The organism is Parachitinimonas caeni, assembly GCF_030129945.1.
GTDB lineage: Bacteria > Pseudomonadota > Gammaproteobacteria > Burkholderiales > Chitinimonadaceae > Parachitinimonas > Parachitinimonas caeni.
The window spans coordinates 315,258-336,126 of the sequence record NZ_JARRAF010000001.1 but is presented as its reverse complement, the minus strand read 5'-3'; the positions used below and the strand labels follow the sequence as shown (position 1 = coordinate 336,126).

General features: G+C 60.2%; 23 protein-coding genes. 18 read left to right on the top strand and 5 right to left on the bottom strand.

The genetic code is table 11. The features are described 5' to 3' along the window. The first annotated feature begins 30 nt into the window (after positions 1-30). The 6 genes from PZA18_RS01495 (at position 31) to PZA18_RS01470 (ending at position 5,642) form a co-directional block, all read left to right on the top strand. Positions 31-951 (top strand): transketolase, encoded by a 921-nt coding sequence (locus tag PZA18_RS01495; RefSeq protein WP_284098994.1) that lies wholly within the window; start codon positions 31-33, stop codon positions 949-951. A gap of 278 nt (positions 952-1,229) precedes the next feature. Then, entirely contained in the window at positions 1,230-2,162 is a 933-nt protein-coding gene (locus PZA18_RS01490) for a transketolase family protein (protein WP_284098993.1), read from the top strand. Positions 2,163-2,171: 9 nt separating this feature from the next. Next, positions 2,172-3,014 carry a galactosyltransferase-related protein gene (locus PZA18_RS01485; RefSeq protein WP_284098992.1) on the top strand — a complete coding sequence of 281 codons (843 nt, stop codon included), beginning with the start codon at positions 2,172-2,174 and terminating at the stop codon, positions 3,012-3,014. Then, positions 3,007-4,017, top strand: coding sequence for a glycosyltransferase (locus tag PZA18_RS01480; protein ID WP_284098991.1), 1,011 nt, complete (start codon positions 3,007-3,009; stop codon positions 4,015-4,017). Before PZA18_RS01485 ends, PZA18_RS01480 begins: the two co-directional genes overlap by 8 nt. A gap of 242 nt (positions 4,018-4,259) precedes the next feature. Continuing rightward, positions 4,260-4,739: a type III secretion system chaperone gene (locus PZA18_RS01475; RefSeq protein ID WP_284098990.1), complete on the top strand. Its 480-nt coding sequence runs from the start codon at positions 4,260-4,262 to the stop codon at positions 4,737-4,739. Between the two features lie 9 nt (positions 4,740-4,748). Continuing rightward, the gene (locus PZA18_RS01470; RefSeq protein WP_284098989.1) at positions 4,749-5,642 is read left to right on the top strand and encodes a hypothetical protein; all 894 of its coding nucleotides are present in this window, start codon (positions 4,749-4,751) and stop codon (positions 5,640-5,642) included. A 31-nt stretch (positions 5,643-5,673) separates the two neighbouring features. On the opposite strand, the gene thiE is transcribed toward PZA18_RS01470, so the two are convergent. Both thiE and thiD read right to left on the bottom strand, forming a co-directional pair. After that, the gene (thiE, locus tag PZA18_RS01465; protein WP_284098988.1) at positions 5,674-6,318 is read right to left on the bottom strand and encodes a thiamine phosphate synthase; all 645 of its coding nucleotides are present in this window, start codon (positions 6,316-6,318) and stop codon (positions 5,674-5,676) included. Continuing rightward, entirely contained in the window at positions 6,319-7,149 is an 831-nt protein-coding gene (gene thiD / locus PZA18_RS01460) for a bifunctional hydroxymethylpyrimidine kinase/phosphomethylpyrimidine kinase (RefSeq protein ID WP_284098987.1), read from the bottom strand. It abuts the gene before it with no gap. Between the two features lie 57 nt (positions 7,150-7,206). Between thiD and PZA18_RS01455 the strand changes: the two genes are divergently transcribed. The 9 genes from PZA18_RS01455 (at position 7,207) to PZA18_RS01415 (ending at position 15,305) form a co-directional block, all read left to right on the top strand. Continuing rightward, complete coding sequence (locus PZA18_RS01455) at positions 7,207-7,371, top strand: rubredoxin (protein WP_407951168.1); 165 nt, start codon at positions 7,207-7,209, stop codon at positions 7,369-7,371. Between the two features lie 67 nt (positions 7,372-7,438). Beyond that, positions 7,439-7,675 (top strand): NINE protein, encoded by a 237-nt coding sequence (locus PZA18_RS01450; RefSeq protein ID WP_284098986.1) that lies wholly within the window; start codon positions 7,439-7,441, stop codon positions 7,673-7,675. 486 nt (positions 7,676-8,161) lie between these two features. Further along, complete coding sequence (locus PZA18_RS01445) at positions 8,162-9,079, top strand: DnaJ domain-containing protein (protein ID WP_284098985.1); 918 nt, start codon at positions 8,162-8,164, stop codon at positions 9,077-9,079. Continuing rightward, complete coding sequence (locus PZA18_RS01440; protein WP_284098984.1) at positions 9,076-9,900, top strand: M48 family metallopeptidase; 825 nt, start codon at positions 9,076-9,078, stop codon at positions 9,898-9,900. The genes PZA18_RS01445 and PZA18_RS01440 overlap by 4 nt, the downstream gene beginning before the upstream one ends. Positions 9,901-9,939: 39 nt before the next feature. Further along, positions 9,940-10,350 (top strand): protoporphyrinogen oxidase HemJ, encoded by a 411-nt coding sequence (gene hemJ, locus PZA18_RS01435; protein WP_284098983.1) that lies wholly within the window; start codon positions 9,940-9,942, stop codon positions 10,348-10,350. A gap of 33 nt (positions 10,351-10,383) precedes the next feature. Beyond that, on the top strand, positions 10,384-10,863 hold the full coding sequence (locus PZA18_RS01430; protein ID WP_284098982.1) for a CYTH domain-containing protein: 480 nt from the start codon (positions 10,384-10,386) through the stop codon (positions 10,861-10,863). Further along, positions 10,853-12,136, top strand: coding sequence for a glutamate-1-semialdehyde 2,1-aminomutase (hemL, locus tag PZA18_RS01425; protein WP_284098981.1), 1,284 nt, complete (start codon positions 10,853-10,855; stop codon positions 12,134-12,136). Before PZA18_RS01430 ends, hemL begins: the two co-directional genes overlap by 11 nt. Positions 12,137-12,493: 357 nt before the next feature. After that, positions 12,494-14,806, top strand: coding sequence for a patatin-like phospholipase family protein (locus tag PZA18_RS01420; protein ID WP_284098980.1), 2,313 nt, complete (start codon positions 12,494-12,496; stop codon positions 14,804-14,806). Between the two features lie 61 nt (positions 14,807-14,867). Then, positions 14,868-15,305: a CesT family type III secretion system chaperone gene (locus PZA18_RS01415; RefSeq protein WP_284098979.1), complete on the top strand. Its 438-nt coding sequence runs from the start codon at positions 14,868-14,870 to the stop codon at positions 15,303-15,305. 121 nt (positions 15,306-15,426) lie between these two features. On the opposite strand, the gene PZA18_RS01410 is transcribed toward PZA18_RS01415, so the two are convergent. Continuing rightward, a complete protein-coding gene (locus PZA18_RS01410) occupies positions 15,427-16,521 on the bottom strand; it encodes an NAD(P)H-dependent flavin oxidoreductase (protein WP_284098978.1) in 1,095 nt (364 codons plus the stop codon). A 104-nt stretch (positions 16,522-16,625) separates the two neighbouring features. Then, a complete protein-coding gene (gstA, locus tag PZA18_RS01405; RefSeq protein ID WP_284098977.1) occupies positions 16,626-17,234 on the bottom strand; it encodes a glutathione transferase GstA in 609 nt (202 codons plus the stop codon). 110 nt (positions 17,235-17,344) lie between these two features. Between gstA and PZA18_RS01400 the strand changes: the two genes are divergently transcribed. Continuing rightward, the gene (locus PZA18_RS01400; RefSeq protein WP_284098976.1) at positions 17,345-18,262 is read left to right on the top strand and encodes a LysR family transcriptional regulator; all 918 of its coding nucleotides are present in this window, start codon (positions 17,345-17,347) and stop codon (positions 18,260-18,262) included. Between the two features lie 71 nt (positions 18,263-18,333). On the opposite strand, the gene PZA18_RS01395 is transcribed toward PZA18_RS01400, so the two are convergent. Continuing rightward, complete coding sequence (locus PZA18_RS01395; protein ID WP_284098975.1) at positions 18,334-18,609, bottom strand: accessory factor UbiK family protein; 276 nt, start codon at positions 18,607-18,609, stop codon at positions 18,334-18,336. 295 nt (positions 18,610-18,904) lie between these two features. Between PZA18_RS01395 and glnK the strand changes: the two genes are divergently transcribed. Continuing rightward, a complete protein-coding gene (gene glnK, locus PZA18_RS01390) occupies positions 18,905-19,243 on the top strand; it encodes a P-II family nitrogen regulator (RefSeq protein ID WP_284098974.1) in 339 nt (112 codons plus the stop codon). 18 nt (positions 19,244-19,261) lie between these two features. Continuing rightward, on the top strand, positions 19,262-20,725 hold the full coding sequence (locus tag PZA18_RS01385; RefSeq protein WP_284098973.1) for an ammonium transporter: 1,464 nt from the start codon (positions 19,262-19,264) through the stop codon (positions 20,723-20,725). Positions 20,726-20,869: the final 144 nt, after the last annotated feature.

The window sequence follows — 20,869 nt, the reverse complement described above, 5'->3', positions numbered from 1 at the left end:
GACTGACTGGACTGATTGAATGGACTCCTCATGCTGACATCCCCAAGCCCTGACACCTTGCAGGTCCACCGACACCCCGAACTATCGCTGGCCGATGAAGCCCGACTGCTCCGGCAGGACATCCTGACCACGCTTTACGACACGGGCGGCGGCCACTACGGCGGCAGCCTGAGCGTGATCGACCTGCTGCTCACGCTCTACCGGCGGGTACTGCGCATCGACCCGGCCACCGCACGCCACCCCGAGCGGGATCGACTGATCCTGTCAAAAGGTCACGCCGCTGTGGCCTTGTATGCCGTACTGCGCCGACTCGGCTACTTCGACTGGCCACTATCGGGCTATGCCAGCTTTGCCTCGGCGCTGGAAGGGCATCCCGACATGACCAGCGTACCCGGCGTCGATTTTTCGACCGGCTCGCTCGGTCAGGGCTTGTCGGTTGGCATCGGCATGGCGCTGGCCTTGCGCAAGAGCGGTCAGCACATCTGGGTGGTGTTGGGTGACGGGGAATGCCAGGAAGGCCAGGTTTGGGAAGCTGCCATGCTGGCAGCCATCAGCCGCCTGGATCGGCTGCATGTGATCGTCGATTGCAATCGCCATCAGGAATGGGGGTGGACCAGCCCCGATGGCAGCCGGCCGCCGCCGCTCCCCGGCATTGCTGACAAATGGCGCGCGTTTGGCTGGCAGGTGTTCGAGTGCGATGGTCATGACTACGCTGCGCTGGAAACCACCCTGCAGGCTGCCAGCGCAGAACGTGCGCAGCCATCAGTCATCATCGCCCACACCGTCAAGGGCAAGGGCCTGCCCCTGATCGAGCGAGATCCGATCCGCTTCCACTGCGATGCCGTCAGTGCCGATGAGCACGCCGAGCTGTTGGGTTCTGTTGACCTTGGGTTTTCAGAGCGCGTTTCGCCGGGAAATGGCCAGGAACAAGGCGCAGAGCACACCGCATAGCCATTCTATGCAAGCGTTCTGCAACACCAGGGCAGGGCGTCGTCAGAACTTGCTGATTTCGCCCGCTAAACCGCGCTTACCCTGCCTAGGCTCTGTTGACGTTTTGTTTCCGGTCGCGCCGGGCCGAGTTTTGGGGCATGGCGAGGCAGGGTGAGTGCGGTTTAGCGAGCTAACTAAATAAACGAACCTAACGACGCCATGCCCCAAAAATCGACCCGGCGCGACTGTAAACCTTACGTCAACAGAACCTAACGCCAACAGAACATAAGGAGCCTGTCATGCTGATGAAACTCGCCGACCACGCCGGCAAGATCCTGGCCGAACTCGCCTATGCCGACCCGCGCATCTTTGTGCTCGACGGCGATCTGGCCGATTCGGATGGCGCCATCCACTTTGCCCAGCGCCACCCACAACGCTTTCTGATGGCCGGGATTGCCGAGCAGAACATGGTGTCGGTAGCCGCCGGCATGGCCGAAGCCGGCATGCGGCCGGCCGTGTTCTCGTTTGCCGCCTTCCTGTGCTACCGCGCCTACGACCAGATCCGTATCTGCCTGAGCCAGGCCAACCAGCCCGTCATGCTGATCGGCTCCCACGCTGGCGGCCTGTTGGGCCGCAACGGCAAGACCCATGCCGCCGTCAACGATCTGGCGGTAATGCTGTCATTGCCCGAGATGCAAGTCTGGGCCCCTGCCGATTGGGCCGATGTTGAACTCGCCATTACCCACAGCCTGCTCGATTCAGCCCCCAGCTATATCCGCCTGCCGCGCCGCCAGTTTGAGGAAGCCACCCATCTGCCGGGCATTGCAGCGGGCAGCCGCTGGCTGCGGCCCCGGCAGCGGGTCTGCATTGTCTCCACCGGGCTCGCTACCCACTGGGCCATGGCCGCCGCCGAACTGCTGGCCGGCCGGGGTCTTTCCATCGGTCTGCTGCACTGCGCCCAGCTCAAACCGGCCCTGCAATGGCAGGAAGAGCTGGCCAGCGCCGACCTGATCGTCAGCATCGAAGATCACAGCCGATTTGGCGGGCTGGGCGCACTGATCGACCGGCTGCACCTGCCCGCCGCCCGGCTGACACTGGGCTGGCCCGAGGAATTCGGCGGCAAGTCCGGCCCTGACGACGAACTGCTCGACTACTACGGCCTGTCGCCAGAGCGCATTGCTCAAGCCATTGAAGCCCGTGTGCGCCAACCCGCGACCATCAACCATTCCTGAGGAGCTTTCATGCTTTCGATCATCGTCTCCTGGCGCGACCGCCTCGAACTCAATCAGGCTCTACCCTCCTTGCTGGCAGCCGCCCGCAAAGTGGGCGGAGACGTCAATATCGTCAATTACTCCGGTTCCTCCAGCCTGCTGCTGCAACAGCTCGGCCAGTACGCCGAGGCAGTCCGGGTGATCGAGATTCCCAGCCAGCAATACTTCAACAAGGCGGCCTCACAAAATATCGGCGCCGCCCACACCCAGCAGCCACTGCTGTTCTTCTGCGATTGCGACATCATCCTCAACCCGGATAGCGTCGCCGCCATCGTCGGCCAGCTGCAAAGCCGGCCCGATACTTTTGCCACCCTGGCCGGGGTACGGGAATCGGAAACCAACTCGCGTGGCGGCAAGCATGTCGTGTCGTTCGGCTACGAATTGCGCATCCGCACGGCCGACGGTCGAGTCCTGAATATCGTCGATAACGAGGAAGACGCCGAAGAGGGTACCCGTCAGGCGCCGGGCCTGCTGTTTGTGCGGCGCCAGCACTTTCTGTCGATCAATGGCTACAACTCCGACCTGCACGGTTGGGGCTGGGAAGATCAGGACATGATTTCCCGACTGACGCTGGGTGCCGGCCTCACCCGGCTGATCGAAGGCCAGGCCATCCATATTTCGCACGATGACTATGCCCGTACCGCGTTCTACCCGCCTGTCGCCTCGCGCTGGGAGAGCCGTGACCGCATGTTCCGCAAGGCGCTGTCGAATTACGACGAAGCCAATTTTCAGGGTAGCTACCAGCGCGACGTCAGCGCACTGGGCCCCAAGGTCTGGGTACACGAAACCATCGTCGAGGCCGTGAATGCCTGATACACCGCTTCGCCCCCGTCTCTCGGTGTGCATGATCGTCCGTAACGAAGCCCACACCTTGCCCCGTTGTCTGCAAAGCATTGCCGGCCTGTACGATGAGCTGTGCATTGTCGATACCGGCTCGACCGACGACACGCTGGAGCTTGCCGCCCGCTACGGCGCCAAAACCAGTCGCTTTACCGACTGCAACGGCCCCGATGGCAAGATCATCAACTTTGCCCTGGCCCGCGATGCCGCCCTGGCACTGGCCAGCGGCGACTGGGTGCTGCAGATCGACGCCGACGAGATTCTGGAAAGCGGTGCAGAGGTCCTGCACGAGCTGCTCAGCCTTGCCAAGGCCGACTATCTGGGCGTCACCATGCGATCGGAGGGCGGCGAGTGGAGCTCGGGCCGCCTGTTTCGCCGCGCCAAAGCCCTCGGCTACCGCAGCCCGATTCATGAATACCTGGAAGTGGATGGGCCCTTTGCCAAGGTACCGCAGATCGTCATTCACAACCTGCCTGACAAAACCGGCAAGGAAAGCGCCTCCGACCGCAATATCCGCCTTTGCCTGCTGGCGCTGGAGCAAAGCCCGGACGAAGGCCGCCTGCTGTATTACCTGGGCCATGAATACCGCCGCCTGCAGCGCTATGAAGATGCCATCGCCTGCTATAGCCGGGCGCTTGACCTGGGCAACTACCCGATCGGCCTGTTCCACTCGGCCTACTATCTGGCGCTGTCGCAGATGCTCAGCTACCAGTTTGCCGACGCCCTGGTCAGTGCCGAACGCGCCATTGCCATCGACCCCCGCTATGCCGAAGGCCACTGCATGGCCGGCGACGCCAGCTCGTGTCTGGATGACCTCACCACCGCACGCCAGCACTACCTGAACGCCCTGCAATGCGGCCAGCCCCCAGCCGACGCGGTGTTGGCAGTACAGCGCTGGACCTACGACGAACACCCCCGCGCCCGCCTCGCCGCCATCGAACAGGCCCTTGCCACCGACACCAGCGCTGTCACCTGAGACGCCAGCCCGGCGACTATCCCGGGCAGTGTGTTGACCTACCCACACTGCCCGCACCCAAACCCACATCCCTCATCCGCCCCCAACCCAGCATCCGGGTGCCCGCCTTGGCCGTCCGTTGCATGGGTGATTGCGGCAAGCCGACATTCGGTCAATATTCAATGTTCAAACCGGATCGACACTCGAACCTGATGATCCGGCCCCCCCAATGCAACCATCCGATTTACGCGAGGACACAAACCATGCCGTTTTACGAACTGATTCTGCAACTGGGCCAGAAGCTGGGGTTGGATACCTCGGCCATCACTCCCGACACCGCGTTTATTGAGGTCAACTACCCGAATGGCACCCAGATCGTGCTCAGCCATCTGGCTGAACGCAATGAAATCGCTGCAGCCTCTGCCCTGTTCCACCTCCCCGACGGGCCGCAACGCGGTCTGGTCTGCGAAGCCCTGCTGGCTGCCCAGGCTTTTGGTATTGATACGGATGGCTGTTATTTCGGTGTGCAGGCGGGCGCTGGCAAGTTCATCGTCTCGACCACGCTACCGCTGGATCATGTGGAGGAAGGTGCGCTGGAAAAGGCGATCGAGCGCGTCTACCGCGCCCGTCAGCAATGGTGGGAGCGCTATGACAGTGGCCGCCTGATTGCGGATGGCACCTCCGAACCCTCTGCCAGTCCAAGCCCGGAAGTTCCTGGTTTTGGTGCCATGGCGTTTGCTTGAGGAGAGATCATGGCAACTTATATTAAGGGATACACTCCCCCAACCGTCCCCCAGACCCCGTCCATTTCGGAGGACATGCAACCGCTCAGTCTGGACAACAGCCAGCAACCCAGCAATCTGAAGCAAGCCTCTCTCGACAATGACTCGATTCCACAAAATCTGAGCGACAAAAGCAACATTGCATCGTCGAGCAAGCAGGAAGACATTCCCAAACCCAAAGAGCTGAAGCCAAAGGATGTCAACGCCCAAGCCCAAGGCGTGAGCTATGCACAGAGCTTTTTCGGTGCAACGGCCTACGTGGTCAACTCATTCGGCAACTGGTCAGCGTCTTCCAGCAACAGCTTCTCTCAGCTCGAAAGCCGTAAAGCAGGTCTCAGTGCCGAATGGAGTACTTTGAAAGGTGACGGCGATTTCACCAGCACCGTTTTGAGTAAGCTCGATGGGGTATTCGCCTCTGGCACGACATTCGTCATGCATAACGGCAAAAACAGTGAAACCACTGGGGATCATGCACTTTTCCGTGCAGCCCTGCTAAGTGGTGCCCATGTCATCGTTGAAGACGGTGGCGCGCTCCATAAAGAGATGCTGACTGCCGCCAAAGACGCCAACCAGAAAGTCGGCACCAAGGGCTCCAGCCACCATCCGAATGGTTCAGATCAATGTCGCCTGCCATTGGCGCTCAACAAAGACGGTGGCGAGTTGTTGATGGGTAAAACTGCCAGTGGTGATACCTGGTTTCAACTGGAGAAATTCGGCGCCGACAGTTCAGGCCACTTTGGCTCGGATGGCTATATGGGCCATGTCGCCAGCAGTAGCGAGTATGTTCAGGTTGGCCCGTTCGGCAATAGCAAGATGAGCGAAAAGGACGGCAATCATATGGTGGTGATTCCCAACAAGGACTGATGCCGCACCGAACTGGCATCGGCCGGTATGGTCAGGCCGGTGTCAGGGAGGATGCCGAGGGCCGCCAGGCCGCCTTCAATTGGTGTGTGGCGGTTGCGATATCCGGGGCGTCAAACAGGGCGCCGATCACGGCGATCAGGTCAGCAGCGGTCAGCTCGTGAACATTGGCGGTGCTGATGCCACCGATGGCACATACCGGCACGGCCAGGCGTGCACGCGCCTCAGCCAGAAGCGACAACGGCGCCCGCACGGCCGCCGGTTTGGTGGAAGACGGAAAGACGGCACCAAACGCCACATAGCTGGCACCGGCCGCGACGGCTGAATCCGCCAGGGCCAGCTGGTTGTAGCAGGAAGCGCCCAGCAGTCGCTGCGGCCCCAGTCGGTGGCGGGCGGCAGCAAGGTCGCCGTCATCCGCCCCCAGATGCACCCCATCGGCATCCACCGCCAGCGCCAGTTCCAGATCGTCATTGATAATCAAGGGCACCGCGTACCGGCGGGTCAGCTGGCGCAGGGCAGCTGCCTGCTGTCGCTGCAAGGCCGGTTCGGCCAGCTTGTTGCGGTACTGCAGTACCGCCACGCCGGCAGCCAGCACGCTCTCAACCTGTTGCAACAAACGCGCGGTATCGGGCTGGTCCGGGGTGATGGCGTACAGGCCGCTCAGTGAAGCCGGCTGCATTTACTTGTCACCTTCATCGGTCGCGACCTCACGCGCCCAGAACAGGCGGTCGGGCACAAACTGCCCCATGCCAGGCCGGAAGGCTGCGCGCAGGGTCTGGTAGGTGAACTCCTGCGCTTCCCGCACCGCGGCAGCAATGTCCACGCCATTGGCCAGGGTGCCGGCAATCGCCGAGGCCAGCGTGCAGCCGGAACCGTGATAACTGCCGGGCAGACGCTCCCAGCTATCTACACGCATGCGACCGCTGCGGTTGTACAGCGTGTTGACGACCACCGGCGTATTTTCGTGCGTCCCCGTGATCAGCACATATTCACAACCAAACTGGCGGATGCGGGTTGCCGCCTCATCCACGGTCATGCCTTCCTGCTCGTCCGGATCGTCCGAAGCCAGGCGCCGGGCCTCAAAGCTGTTCGGGGTGACGATGGTAGCGTGCGGGAGCAGCAGTTCGCGGGTCGCAAGCACGATGTCTTCAGAAGACAGTTCGTCCCCTCCGCCCGACGCGAAGACCGGGTCCAGCACCAGTGGGATCTCCGGGTAATCAGCGGCAATCTCGGCAATCACGGCCAGCGCCTCGATGCTGCCAACCATGCCCACCTTGAATGCAGCCACCGGCATGTCTTCCAGCACCATGCGGGCCTGGTCGGATACCCATTCAGCCTCGACCGGCTGGAAGTCTTCGACATTGGCCGTATCCTGCACGGTAATGGCAGTGACAACGGGCAGGGGATGGCAGCCCAGCGAAGCCAGCGTCAGGATGTCAGCTGACAGGCCGGCGCCACCAGAGGGATCGTTTCCGGCAAACACAAGAACAATGGGAGGAACTGGGGTCATCGGCGCAGTGGTATTTGGGTTTAAAATGCAAATTTTAACGCAATACGGAATATACCCATGAAGAAGTACATGTGTCTGATTTGCGGTTTCATCTATGACGAAGCGGCAGGACGGCCTGAGGACGGTCTGGCAGCCGGTACACGCTGGGAAGATGTGCCTATGAACTGGACCTGTCCAGATTGCGGTGCCCGCAAGGAAGACTTCGAGATGGTGGAGATCTGACGCCTCCTGCCTTCAGCCCCAACGCGAGCCGGGCCGGTGTCCGGCGCCTCCTGCCAGCCCACATGCCATGCAAAACCCCAACCACCCCGTCTGGTTACATCGACTGCTGGCGCCACTGATCCGCCTGGTATTGCGCCATCAACCCGCACAGGCCAGACCGGTCAGCCCGAAGATTCCTGAGCTGGCCTTGCTACTGTGCTTGCTGCTGGGCTGGGCCGGCGTGCATCGCTGGTATCTAGGCTCTGTTGACGTTTTGTTTCCGGTCGCGCCGGGCCGAGTTTTGGGGCAGGGCGAGACAGGGTGAGAGTAGTTTAGCGAGCTAAATAGGCGAACCCTAACGACGCCATGCCCCAAAAATCGACCCGGCCCGGAGGGTTTCGCCGGATTTGGGCCTGCTGCCGCGTTAAAATCCGCTTGCTTAGCCCACTAAGCGGCGCGCTTTTTGCCTTGCATCAGGCCCAAATCCGACGAAACGCGATCCGGAAATAAAATGTCAACAGCGCCTAGGTCGCCCACTCAGCGGTATCCTGCAGGGGCTGACACTGGGCGGCGTTCTGGTCTGGTGGTGGCTGGATCTGGTACGGCTAGGATATGGCGGTTTGCATGATGGCCAAAACCGCCTCGTCAACCAATGGCGTCTGTTTCAGGCAGACGACGGCACAGAGGACTGACCCTGGCCGACCGTCCCGTTATACATTGATTCAAATATCTGTTTTCTGTTTTCTTAATTATTCAATCGACAATCCCTACAAAAACAATAATAAGACCGCACATCAGGACAACATAGAAGATGAGCTCCCCCGGAAAGACCCTTTATGCGCTGCTCAACGTCTCTGCCGACGCCAATCAGCTCAAACTTGATGCCGCCTATCAGGCCATTCTGCGCCAATACGCTGACATTCCCGATTCGCCTCAAAAGCAACAACGGCTTGAAACGCTGAAAAATGCCTACGACCTGTTGTCGAACCCGGTTCGTCGTTCGGTTTACGATGCCAGCCTCAAATCAGGCAGCGGCCCCACGGTGGAACTCAGCTCACTGAACGCCAAACCCAGCAGCAGCCGCTTCAATCTCAAGTTCAACGGGGCCCGACTTGATGCCCCCCAACTGGGGCTGATCGCCATTGCGGTGGTCACTTGCCTGGGCTTGGGTGGTTATTTCATTGCCAGCCGCAGCGTTCACGATGGCCTGACCACCGTGCAACGCGAAACGCTGGAGATGCAGCAAGCAGCCATGAAGCGTCAAGAAGCGGCAATGGAAGCGGCCGAACGCGAAAATAACGGCACTTCCACCCATTCCGAATACATGGCCCAGCAACAGGAACGCGAGCGGAAATTCAAAGCCGAGCAGGAAGAGCGCCAGCGCGACCGTGAAATGGATAACTGGCAAAGCGAAGTCGGCAGGCGCATGGAGCAGGATGCGCGCCAGGCTGAACGCAGCAAGCAGCAGGCCGAGTACGCCAAGCGCGAGCAGGAGCGGCAGGAGCGCTATCAGCAAGAACAGCAGGCTCGCGAGGCGCTGTCGCGGGTGGATCAGGAGCGCCGGCAGATGATGGAAAAGCTGATCAGCGAAAAACGCTTTTCCGAGGCCCGACAGTTTGCCAAGACCGAATACGACTACAGCCGCATCGACAGCGCTGAACGCTATGCCCGCCCGAGCGTCAAAGTCATCGAATCCTCCAATTCCGCCAACGGAAGCTATCGCCCATGAAAACCTGGTATTGCGTCGCCGCCATCGGCCTGAGCTTGCTGACCACCGCCTGCAACCGGGTGGAAACCACTGAAAAAGGCACCGTCGGCATCGAGCGCAAGCAAACGATGCTGACCTTGCTCTCGACAGAGCAGGTCAATCAGATGGCGGCGTCGTCTTACCACCAGACCTTGCAGAACGCTGAATCGCACGGCCGACTCAACGCCGACCACGCCAAGGTGCAGCGATTGCGGCAGATTGCCAAACGTCTGATTCCGCAGGTCAAGGTGTTCCGTGCCGACGCCTTGCAGTGGAAATGGGAGGTCAACCTCGAATCCAATCCACAGTTGAATGCCTATTGCGCACCGGGCGGCAAGATCATGTTTTTCACCGGCATCATCGACAAACTGCATCTGACCGATGATGAAATCGCCGCCATCATGGGGCATGAAATCGCCCACGCCCTGCGTGAACATGGCCGCGAGCGCATGTCGAAAGCTTACAGCCAGCGCTTGTTGGCGCAGGGTGTGTCGGTGCTGACCAAGGGCAAGTACGACCAGCAGATCGACATTGCCATGGGGGTAACCGATCTGGCCTACAACCTGCCCAACAGCCGCCAGAACGAAACCGAGGCCGACCAGATCGGGCTCGAATTATCAGCGCGCGCAGGTTATGACCCACGCGCCGCGATCCGGCTCTGGCAGAAGATGGGGCAGGCCAGCCAGGGTCAGCCACCCCAGTTCCTGTCAACCCACCCATCGCACGATAGCCGCATTCGCGATCTCGAAGCGAAAATGCCTCTGGTTCTGCCGCTCTACGAAGCCGCCAACCCACAGCGCTAAACCGTAACCGCCCCTCCCGCCAACACAAGCAGACCCCTCATGCTCTGGATCAAAGCCCTGCACGTCTTCTTTGTCATCAGCTGGTTTGCCGGCCTGTTTTATCTGCCCCGCCTGTTTGTCAATCACGCTCAGGAAACCGACCCGACCACCCTGGCCCGGTTGGGCCTGATGGAAGCCAAGCTCTACCGTTTCATGACGCCACTGGGCGTGCTGGCCTTGCTGTTCGGGGGCTGGCTCTGGCTGGGCTATGGCTTTGCCGGTGGCTGGCTGCATGCCAAGCTGGCGCTGGTGGTGGGGCTGGTGGCTTATCACGGCTGGTGCGGCAGGCTGATGAAGGATTTTGCAGCCGGCCGAAACCGGCGCTCGCACGTCTGGTACCGCTATTTCAACGAAATACCGGCCGTCGTTTTATTGATTGTGGTGATGCTGGTGGTAGTCAAACCGTTCTGACCACCGCGCCACCAGCAAGAAAGGAATCCCCTCATGGGAATGGAAATTGAACGCCGTTTTCACGTCGCCAACGACAACTGGCGCGCGCTGGCACAGGGCACATGGTACAAGCAGGGCTATCTGTCGGTAGACCCGGATCGCACCGTGCGGGTACGCATCGTCGGCGACCAAGCCTGGCTGACGCTGAAAGGCCGTGTCAGCAATGTGTCGCGGCAGGAATTCGAATACGTGATCCCTCTCGCCGACGCCAACGCCATGTTGGGCAGCATGTGCCCGATGCTGGTCGAGAAAAAGCGTTACCGGATCGAGCGCGAAGGCCTGGTGTGGGAAGTTGACGAATTTTTTGGCGCCAATACGGGCTTGATTCTGGCCGAGGTCGAACTGGCCAGCGAAGACCAGCCCTATACCGCGCCCGACTGGCTTGGCCACGAAGTGACTGAAGACCCACGTTATACCAATGCTTATTTAAGCCAACACCCCTACCCCACCTGGAGCCAGCAAGATGACCAGTAATCAAAGTCTGTTCGAACGCGCCCGCCAACACATTCCCGGCGGCGTCAATTCGCCGGTGCGCGCCTTCGGCAGCGTTGGCGGCACCCCCGTATTCCTGGCCAAAGGGCAGGGCGCCTACGTCTGGGATAGCGAAGGCCGTCGTTATGTCGATTATGTCGGCTCGTGGGGGCCGCTGATTCTGGGCCACGCCCATCCCGCCGTGATCGAAGCGGTTCAGCAGGCGGCCGTCAATGGCCTGAGCTTTGGTGCGCCGACCGAAGCCGAAATCGAGCTGGCCGATTTGCTGTGCGCCCGCCTGCCCTCCATGCAGATGGTGCGGCTGGTATCAAGCGGCACCGAAGCCACCATGAGCGCACTGCGCTTGGCGCGTGGCTACACCGGCCGCGACAAGATCGTGAAATTCGAAGGCTGCTACCACGGCCATGCCGACTCGCTGCTGGTGAAAGCCGGCTCGGGCCTGCTTACCTTTGGCAACCCCAGCTCAGCCGGCGTGCCGGCTGCCGTGGCCAACGACACCATCGTGCTGCCCTACAACGATGTCGAGGCGCTCAAGGCCTGCTTTGATGCCCACGGCCATGAAATCGCCGCGCTCATCGTCGAGCCGATTGCCGGCAATATGAATCTGGTGCAACCCAGCCCGGCCTTTGTCGCCGCCATGCGTGGGGTGTGCGACCAGAGCGGCGCCCTGCTGATCTACGACGAGGTGATGACCGGCTTCCGCGTGGGTGCAGGCTGCGCCCAAGGTCTGCATGGCATCACGCCTGATCTGACCACCTTGGGCAAAGTGGTCGGGGGTGGTATGCCGTTGGCCGCATTCGGCGGCCGGCGCGAGGTCATGGAAAAGCTGGCACCGCTTGGCCCGGTCTATCAGGCCGGCACGTTGTCCGGTAACCCGGTTGCGGTGGCCGCCGGTCTGGCCACCATGAAACTGATCGGCGAGGCGGGCTTCTTCGACCGTCTGGCCGCCAAAGCCACCCAGTTGTGCGCGGGTTTGACCGAAGCCGCCAAGGCAGCAGGCGAAACCTTTAGCGCCCAGTCGGTTGGCGGCATGTTCGGTGTCTATTTCAGCGCCCACTGCCCCGACAGCTACGCCGATGTGATGGCCTCAGACCGTGCCCGCTTCAACCGCTTCTTCCACGCCATGCTGGAAGAAGGCGTTTATCTTGCCCCCTCGGCGTTCGAGGCTGGCTTTGTCTCGTCGGCCCATACCGACGATGACCTTGAGTCCACCCTGTCAGCCGCAGGCCGCGCCTTCGCTCGCCTCAAGGCCTAGAGGACGTCACTTGCAGATAACGGCGGTTTTTACCGCCGTTTTTTATTGCCTTTCGCCATCTGAATATGGCGCACCTTCAATGCAATAAAATTCAACACTCAATAAAAATTGGTTCATTTAACTCTCTATTCAAACGTACTTAACAATCTGAAACAAGAAAAAATCATCAATGTGAGAACTCAATTCTTATTGTTTATTAAGGATTTTTTACTCATAAACTCGAAGAGCGTCTGAAAAATCGGGTGGATGTAAAAATTCACCTCCCATTTCAATAATCTGAATCAGAACTGTCCATTTCAGTTCGCTACTTATCAGGCGATACGTTTAATTTTCGCAATTTGATACAGGAGCAAAACAATGGACATGGATGTACGTGGCAATTTTCTGGCAGACGTTTACGGCACTTACGGCGCGGAAGATATCGGCACTCATTCCCCCGATTCTTCAGACCTTGAGTCTTCGCGCCAATTAGAGCGCTCCAATTCATTAACCCAGCAAGACACGGATTTGCAGATTGGTCATACCGCTCAGGCATTGCACATTGGGGTGGAGGGTGGCGGCACCACACTGGCTGCAGGAATCGGCCAACGCCACGTGGGTATTACCGCTCTGGACAACGGCAAGGTGGAACTGACTCTGGACCGCCCGCCGGTGCGTCAGTTGGTGTTTGCCGGGGGTGGGGCCAAAGGCAATGCTTACCCAGGCGCCATTTCAGCGCTGGAAGAATCCGGCGTGTTGCAAGGCGTCAAAGCTTTGCATGGTGCATCAGCCGGTGCCATCACCACCTCGTTGCTGGCCTGCGGCTTAACCGCCAAGGAATTCAATGACCTCTCGGATAACCTCGAATTCAAGAAATTGATTGGTGGTGTGGTGGAGCATGGCACCAATTTCAAGGGCGCACTGAAAGGTCTGAAGCCCGGCAATGACTTTCAGGCACCTGCCGAAGGGCTGGAAAAGGAAATTCGGCATCAGGCCCGCGTGGCGGTACTCAACCGTCTGGTACCCCGCTGTCAGGTCGGCGATCTGAGTCCGTCTGACCAGACCAAGCTCGAAGCCGTGCGCGATAAGCTATTGAATGACGGCGCGGTTACCTTCGGTGATCTCAAGTTGTTGTCGCAGCACATTCCCGAGATCAAGGAACTGCACATGACCGGCACAGCCGGGGACAAGCATGGCAATAGTGCCTTGGTCGTGTTCAACGCTGAATCCTCTCCCGATATGGATATCGCCAAGGCAGCGCATATTTCAGGCGCTTTTCCGCTGGCATTCCGGCAGGTGGAGCACACGCTGGACCACGGTGGTACTTACAAATTTCAGGATGGCGGCGTGATGCTGAACATCCCGGTACCCGAAATTATCAATCCCGCACTGGAGCAAGGCCCGCTACCCAACCCGGACAAGATCATTCTGGCTTTCCAGGGAGAGGGGCTCGACAAGCTGATGAAGGGCGAAGACACCACCAAGAAAGGCGGTCTCGGCAGCCGGATTGAAGATATGGTGACCTCTACCGATACCACGGCCTCGAAGTACTTTGAAAAACGCGAGCTGGCGCGGTTTAAAGACCAGATCGTGCCGGTGCGGCTGATCAATGAGCATGGCAATTTCACAGGTCGTGAAAATGGCACGTTGAACTTTGATATGTCCCTGCAAGCCCGCCAGGCTCTGCAACGCGATCTGCACGACGATGTACTCAATCATTTAATGACACGCAATGAGCAACCGATTCGGGCGCAGTTCGACTCTGTGCCGCAGGCCTTGTTCGCGCTGGATGCGACGGAGTTCAATGAGCTGGCTGCGGCAGGCGATGCCTTGCCCATCCACCAGGCAGTTGCTGAAGTAGCCAACTTCCGCCGCGATGCCCAGGCAGCCGTTGACAATCTCGCCACCGAAGCAGCCATTCTGACGAGCACTGGTAAGCCCTTGCTGCCAACGATGTCGCCGCTGGTAGATCATCTGGCAACCCTCAATGCCCTGGCCGGAGATGACCCGGCCAAGATTGAGCATTTGGCCCGGGTACTCAATCAGCCCGGCAATCCGGCACTGGCTGGGACCATGGAAAGCTTGAAAAACATCTACCGCCAGAACGGGCCTGTGCTGCAGAAAGGACTACCCGCCATCCATGCCGCCGTACAGGAAGGTATTCGCCGTGATGTAAAAGTTGCTGCATCCAACCTGATTCGCGAGCACATCTACCCGGCACGGATGCGCCATGTCTCGCCTAGCGATCACAACATCCAGATCCTCGACCGGGCAGAGGCCATGTTGCGCAAGGCGGAAACGCACGAGGACATCAACCAGGCCATGCAGCTGGTCAAGAAAAGCTATCAGAAGTCATGGACCAACCCGTTCTCGTCTTCGACCATCAGCACCGCCTCGCAGGCGCAGAATCAGGACTGGGGCAGATTCGCCGAAGCCCCGCAGAAGGTTGCACAACGCGCCATCAATGAAATTGTGCTACCCGCCCTGGGCATCCCCAAACAAACGGATGGCAACAAGAAGATTCTGGAGTTCGCCCTTCAGCACTTGAAAGAAGCGATCACCCCTGAGCAGGTCAACGCGGGTCTCAAGATCATCATCGACAACTATCAGCATCGGGGTAGTGGCCCCCACCTGACAGCGCCGGCAGCCGTCACGGCCGCCCGCAAGTTGATGATTAATACCGATAACTAAACCCTGGAAGCCCTGCCTTGGCCAATCGCGAGGCAGGGTTCAACTGCAAAAGGAAAAGACCATGACAAGCGCTCTGGAAATCTTGCTGAACGACTACTGCAACTTCAACAGCCTTCCCACTCCCAGACCGGACGCTGCCGGCGCATACCTGTTCACGCTCGAAGACGTGGCAGTGCATGTCATCAGCAAGCAAGGCCAGGTCGTCTATCTGGGCGCGTGGATCGGTGAACTGCCACTGGACCCACACCCTGGTCTGGTGCTCAAACTGCTTCAGGCCAATGCGCCGGATTCCAGCCACCAGCCTTTCAGCATCGGCCTGGATCAGGCATCGGAACTGCTCTGCTGGGCACGCATCCCTCTGGCGGCCCTGACAACCGACCACTTCGACGCCCTGTTACGCAACCTGGCCTTGACCGTGCGTCAGTGGCGCGAGGAGTTGGATAGCGACGAGGCCATTCCGCTGAACGAGCCGGTGTTCAATGCAGCCATGCTGGCCTGAATCGTTCTCACATTTGACCGACTCCAACCGACACCTCACCGATCGCCCGACACCGCGTATGGCCTCAGCGGGAAGGGCGATCCCGGCCAGAACTCAGCCACCACCAACTCGTCGGCAGCCCCTACCCATTGCCCGTACGTCTCGCATCAAGAATTTCCCCGGTTTGCGCCACCAGTGAATCCATCAAGGCGGCGGCATCGGTCTCACGTAGCAGTGCGGCCGATTGACCACACCAGAGCGCCATCAGGTCAGCCCGGCCTTGGGCCAGTGCGGCCGCTTTGAGCGTGCCAGCCACCCAGTATTGCAAGGGATAAGGTGGCAGGCTGGCTTCGTAGCCTTGCAGCGCATCCATCAACCGATTGCGGATGCCCCGCGCCAGCCGGCCGCTGAACGCCCGGGTCAGCCCGGTGTAGCGGGCCTGTGGGCTGAACAGCATCTGCCGGTGCAACGCGCTGGCGGACGACTGCTGGCAAGCGAGGAAGGCGGTGCCGATCTGCGCCCCGTGCGCCCCCAGTGTCAGTGCTGCGGCAATGCCCCGGCCATCGGCGATGCCTCCGGCTGCAATCACCGGCACCTTGACGGCATCGACCACCTGCGGCACCAGCGCAAAGGTGCCGGTCAGCGAGGCTTCGGCCGAGCGCAGGAAGGACACACGATGGCCGCCGGCTTCAAACCCGGTGGCGACGATCATATCGACGCCCGCTTGTTCCAGTGCCACGGCCTCGTCCACCGTCGTTGCGGCGCCCAGAGTCTGGATACCCAGCTCGCGGCAGCGTTGCAGAATGTCGGGCGAGGGAATGCCGAAGACGAAGCTGAACACCGGCGGCCGAGCCGCCAGCACGGCTTCGACCTGCTCGGCATAAGGTGGCCAGAATTGTTCGGGCAGGGTCGGCGGTGCCATACCCAGCTCGTCAAAAAAAGGCTGCAGTGGCTGGATGTATTGCGCAAACGCGGCCTCGTCCAGCTGCAGGCGCTCGCTGTCGGCCTGAGGAATCCATAAATTGATGGCAAATGGCTGCCGGGTCCGCTCGCGTATTGCCCTGACGGTTTGCATGATCTGCTCAGCGGTCTGGTGATGGGCACCAAAGGAGCCCATACCGCCCGCTTCGCTGACCAATGCCGTCAGTTCAACCGATGAAAGCCCCCCACCAAACGGGCCTTGAATAATCGGCACCGACAGGCCCAGCTGTCGGGTCAATGCAGTTTGTTTCCACATGAGTTGTCTCCTGCCGGCCTCGCCCGGCTGGCGCCAAGGTGGCACCACCGGGCGATAAGGCTCTGTCTTTTCAACACCAACGCCGCAGAAGCAGCATTGGCCACTCAGCCCGGCAGACCTTCTGCCAGCCGCGCCTGCTTGACGGCTGGCCGCTCCGCCACCCGGCGCAGGAAAGCCTGCAGCTCGGCATAGGGCGCCAGATCCAGCCCCACAAACGACGACCAGCTGGCAACGGTGTAGAGATAGGCATCGGCAATGCTGAAGGTATCGCCGGTCAGATAGGGTCTATCCGCCAGCTGCTGCGATACCCAGGCAAATTTCTTTCGTAATTGCGCTTGAAAGACGGCTTTGCCTTGGGCGTCAACCTCCGGGTTGAACAGCGGCGCAAAGCTCTTGTGCAGCTCGGTGCCAACATAGTTGAGCCATTCCAGCACCCGATAGCGGGCCAGACTGCCCACGGCAGGCAGCAGATCGGTACGGCCGAAGTGATCGGCCAGGTATTGGTTGATGACCGGTCCTTCGGTCAGGCGTTCACCGGACTCCAGCACCAGCATCGGCACACAGCCCTTGGGGGCGAGTTGATAGTAATCGGCCCCATCTGCGGTTTGGTGGCGCCCCAGATCGACCTTTTCCAGACTGAATGACGTCTGCAGCTCACGCAGCACGATATGAACAGCCAAAGAACAGGCACCGGGAGAGAAATACAGCTTCATGGCATAGGCTCCTTGTTTACAGGTGAGGACATCTCGGAGCACAGCTTATTTGTAACCATCAGGCTGATAAATGGCATAGTAAACACTACATTCATTACGCCATGTAACAAATGAAGCGCCAATTCGATAACCTCTTGTTAGGCAGCATCGAGCTGTTCTGCCTGGCAGCAGAGCAGGGCAGCTTTACTGCTGCCGCCCAGGCCGCCGGCATTACCCCGGCCGCCGTGAGCCGTGCCATGGCAAGGCTGGAAGCACGGCTTGGGGTGAAATTATTCTTGCGCACCACCCGCCAGATCCGGCTGACCGAGGGCGGGCAGTTGTACTTCGAGCGCTGTCGCAATGCGCTGGGCCAGCTGCAGGAAGCAGAAAACGTACTGGGCGGTATTCAGAGTGTTCCCGCCGGTACGCTGCGCATCAGCCTGCCAACCACATACGGTCATTTCCGCGTGTTGCCACTGTTGCCGGCGTTTCTGGCAGAGCACCCGCAGATCAAAGTCGAAGTCCATCTCAGCAACCGCAATGTTGATTTTGCTGACGAAGGTTTCGATCTGGCGATTCGCGCCAGGGCACCGGTCGATTCCGGGCTGGTTGCCCGCAAGCTGGAGGATGCCGAGCTGGTGGTGGTGGCCGCCCCAGCCTATCTGTCACAGCGGGGCAACCCCGATACCCCGCAAGCCTTGGCGACGCATGAGTGCATCCAGTTCGACCTGCCCAGCAGTGGCCGGCAGGTGCCTTGGCTGTTCCAGCAAGGCGGGCAAATGATTGAGTGGCCGACGCAAGGCCGTTATCACTGTGCAGAAGATCTGTTGGGAGGCATCACGCTGGCCCGACATGGTGCCGGTCTGTTCCAGGCTTACCGGTTTACGGTCGAAGCCGACTTGCAGCATGGTCGGCTGGTTGAGGTGCTCCAGCCATTTGGCGGCTGCTCACGGCCATTTTCGCTACTCTATCCGCACGGTCGACTGGCGCCGCTACGGGTGCGGGCCTTCGTTGAATTTCTGCTGGAACGGTTAGCGCCCGCCGGCTAAAGCAAAAACCTACAAAAAGAAGGCCCTTCTCTGGTCAGACCAGGAAGGGCCTCGCCACGGCGATAGGGCGTTTACAGCTCGTCTTGCGGGTTCTGCACGGCCTGCGGGGTCGTATCCACCCGGCCTTCCAGTGCGGCGAGGCGCTTTTCCATATCGCCGAGCTTTTCGCGGGTACGGGCCAGCACTTCCTGCTGCACCTCGAACTCCTCGCGGGTTACCAGATCCAGCTTGGCAAAGGCGGCGGACAGCACAGCCTTCATATTCTTCTCGATGTCACGGGCCGGGCTGGACGCCAGCACTTCTGACAACTTGCTGCTGACTTCATCAAACAGACGTTGCGACAACATAACGATCTCCTTGTGATGCTTGGTTGAATGGGGTTTGTAAGCAGTTTAGCAGGCAGCAAGCCAGCTCATATGTGCTGGATCAAGCCGTACATCCGGCCCGCCCAATCATGGCGCAGCGCTGCACCAAAGCCGCCCCCAGACCACTCCCCCCGCACCACAGCGGTGCGCACCTCAGCCCCCTGCCTGACAACATCATCATAACGCAATGATTTATCAGTATTTTATTACTTGGCACAGCTCATGCTAGGTGCAGACCAGTCCGATTGATATCCCACCATCCCGCGAAGGAGCAACGATGAAATTCGTTACCGCCATCATCAAACCATTCAAGCTGGACGAGGTACGCGAAGCCCTCTCCACCATCGGCGTACAGGGCATCACCGTTACCGAGGTCAAAGGTTTCGGACGTCAGAAGGGCCACACCGAACTGTATCGCGGGGCGGAGTATGTGGTGGATTTCCTGCCCAAGGTAAAGCTCGAAATCGCCGTCAAGGACGATATGGTGGATCAGGTCATCGAAGCCATCGAAAAGGCCGCAAACACCGGCAAGATCGGCGATGGCAAGGTGTTCGTCTTTGATCTGGAACACGTCATCCGCATCCGTACCGGCGAAACCGGTGCGGATGCCCTGTAATCCTGCAAGGAGACTGCCATGAAAAAGCTACTGGCCTCTCTCGCGCTGATGGGTGCCGTGGGCCTTGCCCTACCGGCCTTGGCGGAAGACGCCAAGCCGGCGGCACCCGCCACCGCCCCCGCCGCACCAGTCGTTGACGCCCCAGCGGCTGCACCACAGGCACCGGCCACCCCCGCCACCGTCAGCGGCGAGGCAACCAGCGCCCCGGCTACGCCAGCCGCCAGCCCAGCAGCGGCGGCGACTACCGCCGCTCCCGCCCCAGCCGCCGCACCGGAAGCCCCCAAGCTTGATGCCGGCAACACCGCCTGGATGCTGGTTGCCACGGCTTTGGTCCTGTTCATGACGATTCCGGGCCTGGCGCTGTTCTATGGCGGCATGGTCCGCAAGAAGAACGTGCTGGCCACGCTGATGCAAAGCTTCGCAATTGCCGCGCTGGTTACCCTGCTCTGGACTGTGGTTGGCTACTCGCTGGCCTTTGCTCCCGGCAACGCCTTGATTGGCGGGCTGAGCAAGGCCATGCTCAACGGCATCGGCGTGAACACCCTGAGCGGCACGATTCCTGAAAGCGTGTTCTTCATGTTCCAGCTCACCTTTGCCATCATCACCCCGGCGCTGATCACCGGTGCCTTTGCCGAACGGATGAAATTCTCGTCGATGCTGCTGTTCATGGCGCTGTGGTCACTGTTGGTGTATTCACCCGTCGCCCACTGGGTGTGGGAAGCCGGTGGCTGGCTGTTCAACGGTGAGGGCGCCAAGTTCAAGGTACTCGACTATGCCGGCGGCACGGTGGTCCACATCAATGCCGGCATCGCGGGTCTGGTCTGCGCCTTTGTGCTGGGCAAGCGGGTAGGTTTCGGCCGCGAAGCCATGCCACCGCACAATCTGGTTCTGACTCTGGTCGGCGCTTCGATGCTGTGGGTAGGCTGGTTCGGCTTCAACGCTGGCTCAGCCCTGGCGGCAGATGGCCGTGCCGGGTATGCCATGCTGGTGACACAGATCGCCTCGGCCACGGCAGCGTTGAGCTGGATGTTTGTCGAGTGGTTCGCCAAGGGCAAGCCATCGGTGCTGGGCATTGCTTCTGGCGCCGTAGCCGGGTTGGTGGCGATTACGCCAGCCTCGGGTTTCGTTGGCGTCGGCGGCGCCTTGGCCATCGGCCTGATTTCAGGCGGCGTCTGCTACTGGGGGGCTACCGGCCTCAAGCACCTGCTGGGCTACGACGACTCACTTGATGCCTTCGGCGTACATGGTGTGGGCGGCATTGTCGGCGCCATTCTGACCGGGGTGTTTGCGGTCGAAGAAATCGGCGGCACCAAGGGTGACATCGTGGCGCAGCTGGTTGGCGTCGGCGTCACCATCGTCTACAGCGGCGTCATGACCTTCATTCTGCTGAAAATCGTCGATGTCATCCTTGGCCTGCGTGTCGCCGATGACGAGCAGCGCGAAGGCCTGGATCTGGCACTGCACGGCGAGCGAGTCGAGTAAGCCAGATCACCCAGACCGCTTTCGCCAGCACAACGGGCGCACCCATTCCGGGTCGCGCCCGTTTGTTATGGGGCCGCATCTGGCAACCGCTTTGGCGCATAATCGACCGCTTCAGCCACCCCAAAACAAACTCACGGAGCTCCA

Excerpts from the sequence above, each read along its gene's own strand:
- PZA18_RS01495 (WP_284098994.1), top strand. The coding sequence starts at position 31 with ATGCTGACATCCCCAAGCCCTGACACCTTGCAGGTCCACCGACACCCC.
- PZA18_RS01490 (WP_284098993.1), top strand. The coding sequence starts at position 1,230 with ATGCTGATGAAACTCGCCGACCACGCCGGCAAGATCCTGGCCGAACTC.
- PZA18_RS01485 (WP_284098992.1), top strand. The coding sequence starts at position 2,172 with ATGCTTTCGATCATCGTCTCCTGGCGCGACCGCCTCGAACTCAATCAG.
- PZA18_RS01480 (WP_284098991.1), top strand. The coding sequence starts at position 3,007 with ATGCCTGATACACCGCTTCGCCCCCGTCTCTCGGTGTGCATGATCGTC.
- PZA18_RS01475 (WP_284098990.1), top strand. The coding sequence starts at position 4,260 with ATGCCGTTTTACGAACTGATTCTGCAACTGGGCCAGAAGCTGGGGTTG.
- PZA18_RS01470 (WP_284098989.1), top strand. The coding sequence starts at position 4,749 with ATGGCAACTTATATTAAGGGATACACTCCCCCAACCGTCCCCCAGACC.
- thiE (WP_284098988.1), bottom strand. The coding sequence starts at position 6,318 with ATGCAGCCGGCTTCACTGAGCGGCCTGTACGCCATCACCCCGGACCAG.
- thiD (WP_284098987.1), bottom strand. The coding sequence starts at position 7,149 with ATGACCCCAGTTCCTCCCATTGTTCTTGTGTTTGCCGGAAACGATCCC.
- PZA18_RS01455 (WP_407951168.1), top strand. The coding sequence starts at position 7,207 with ATGAAGAAGTACATGTGTCTGATTTGCGGTTTCATCTATGACGAAGCG.
- PZA18_RS01450 (WP_284098986.1), top strand. The coding sequence starts at position 7,439 with ATGCAAAACCCCAACCACCCCGTCTGGTTACATCGACTGCTGGCGCCA.
- PZA18_RS01445 (WP_284098985.1), top strand. The coding sequence starts at position 8,162 with ATGAGCTCCCCCGGAAAGACCCTTTATGCGCTGCTCAACGTCTCTGCC.
- PZA18_RS01440 (WP_284098984.1), top strand. The coding sequence starts at position 9,076 with ATGAAAACCTGGTATTGCGTCGCCGCCATCGGCCTGAGCTTGCTGACC.
- hemJ (WP_284098983.1), top strand. The coding sequence starts at position 9,940 with ATGCTCTGGATCAAAGCCCTGCACGTCTTCTTTGTCATCAGCTGGTTT.
- PZA18_RS01430 (WP_284098982.1), top strand. The coding sequence starts at position 10,384 with ATGGGAATGGAAATTGAACGCCGTTTTCACGTCGCCAACGACAACTGG.
- hemL (WP_284098981.1), top strand. The coding sequence starts at position 10,853 with ATGACCAGTAATCAAAGTCTGTTCGAACGCGCCCGCCAACACATTCCC.
- PZA18_RS01420 (WP_284098980.1), top strand. The coding sequence starts at position 12,494 with ATGGACATGGATGTACGTGGCAATTTTCTGGCAGACGTTTACGGCACT.
- PZA18_RS01415 (WP_284098979.1), top strand. The coding sequence starts at position 14,868 with ATGACAAGCGCTCTGGAAATCTTGCTGAACGACTACTGCAACTTCAAC.
- PZA18_RS01410 (WP_284098978.1), bottom strand. The coding sequence starts at position 16,521 with ATGTGGAAACAAACTGCATTGACCCGACAGCTGGGCCTGTCGGTGCCG.
- gstA (WP_284098977.1), bottom strand. The coding sequence starts at position 17,234 with ATGAAGCTGTATTTCTCTCCCGGTGCCTGTTCTTTGGCTGTTCATATC.
- PZA18_RS01400 (WP_284098976.1), top strand. The coding sequence starts at position 17,345 with ATGAAGCGCCAATTCGATAACCTCTTGTTAGGCAGCATCGAGCTGTTC.
- PZA18_RS01395 (WP_284098975.1), bottom strand. The coding sequence starts at position 18,609 with ATGTTGTCGCAACGTCTGTTTGATGAAGTCAGCAGCAAGTTGTCAGAA.
- glnK (WP_284098974.1), top strand. The coding sequence starts at position 18,905 with ATGAAATTCGTTACCGCCATCATCAAACCATTCAAGCTGGACGAGGTA.
- PZA18_RS01385 (WP_284098973.1), top strand. The coding sequence starts at position 19,262 with ATGAAAAAGCTACTGGCCTCTCTCGCGCTGATGGGTGCCGTGGGCCTT.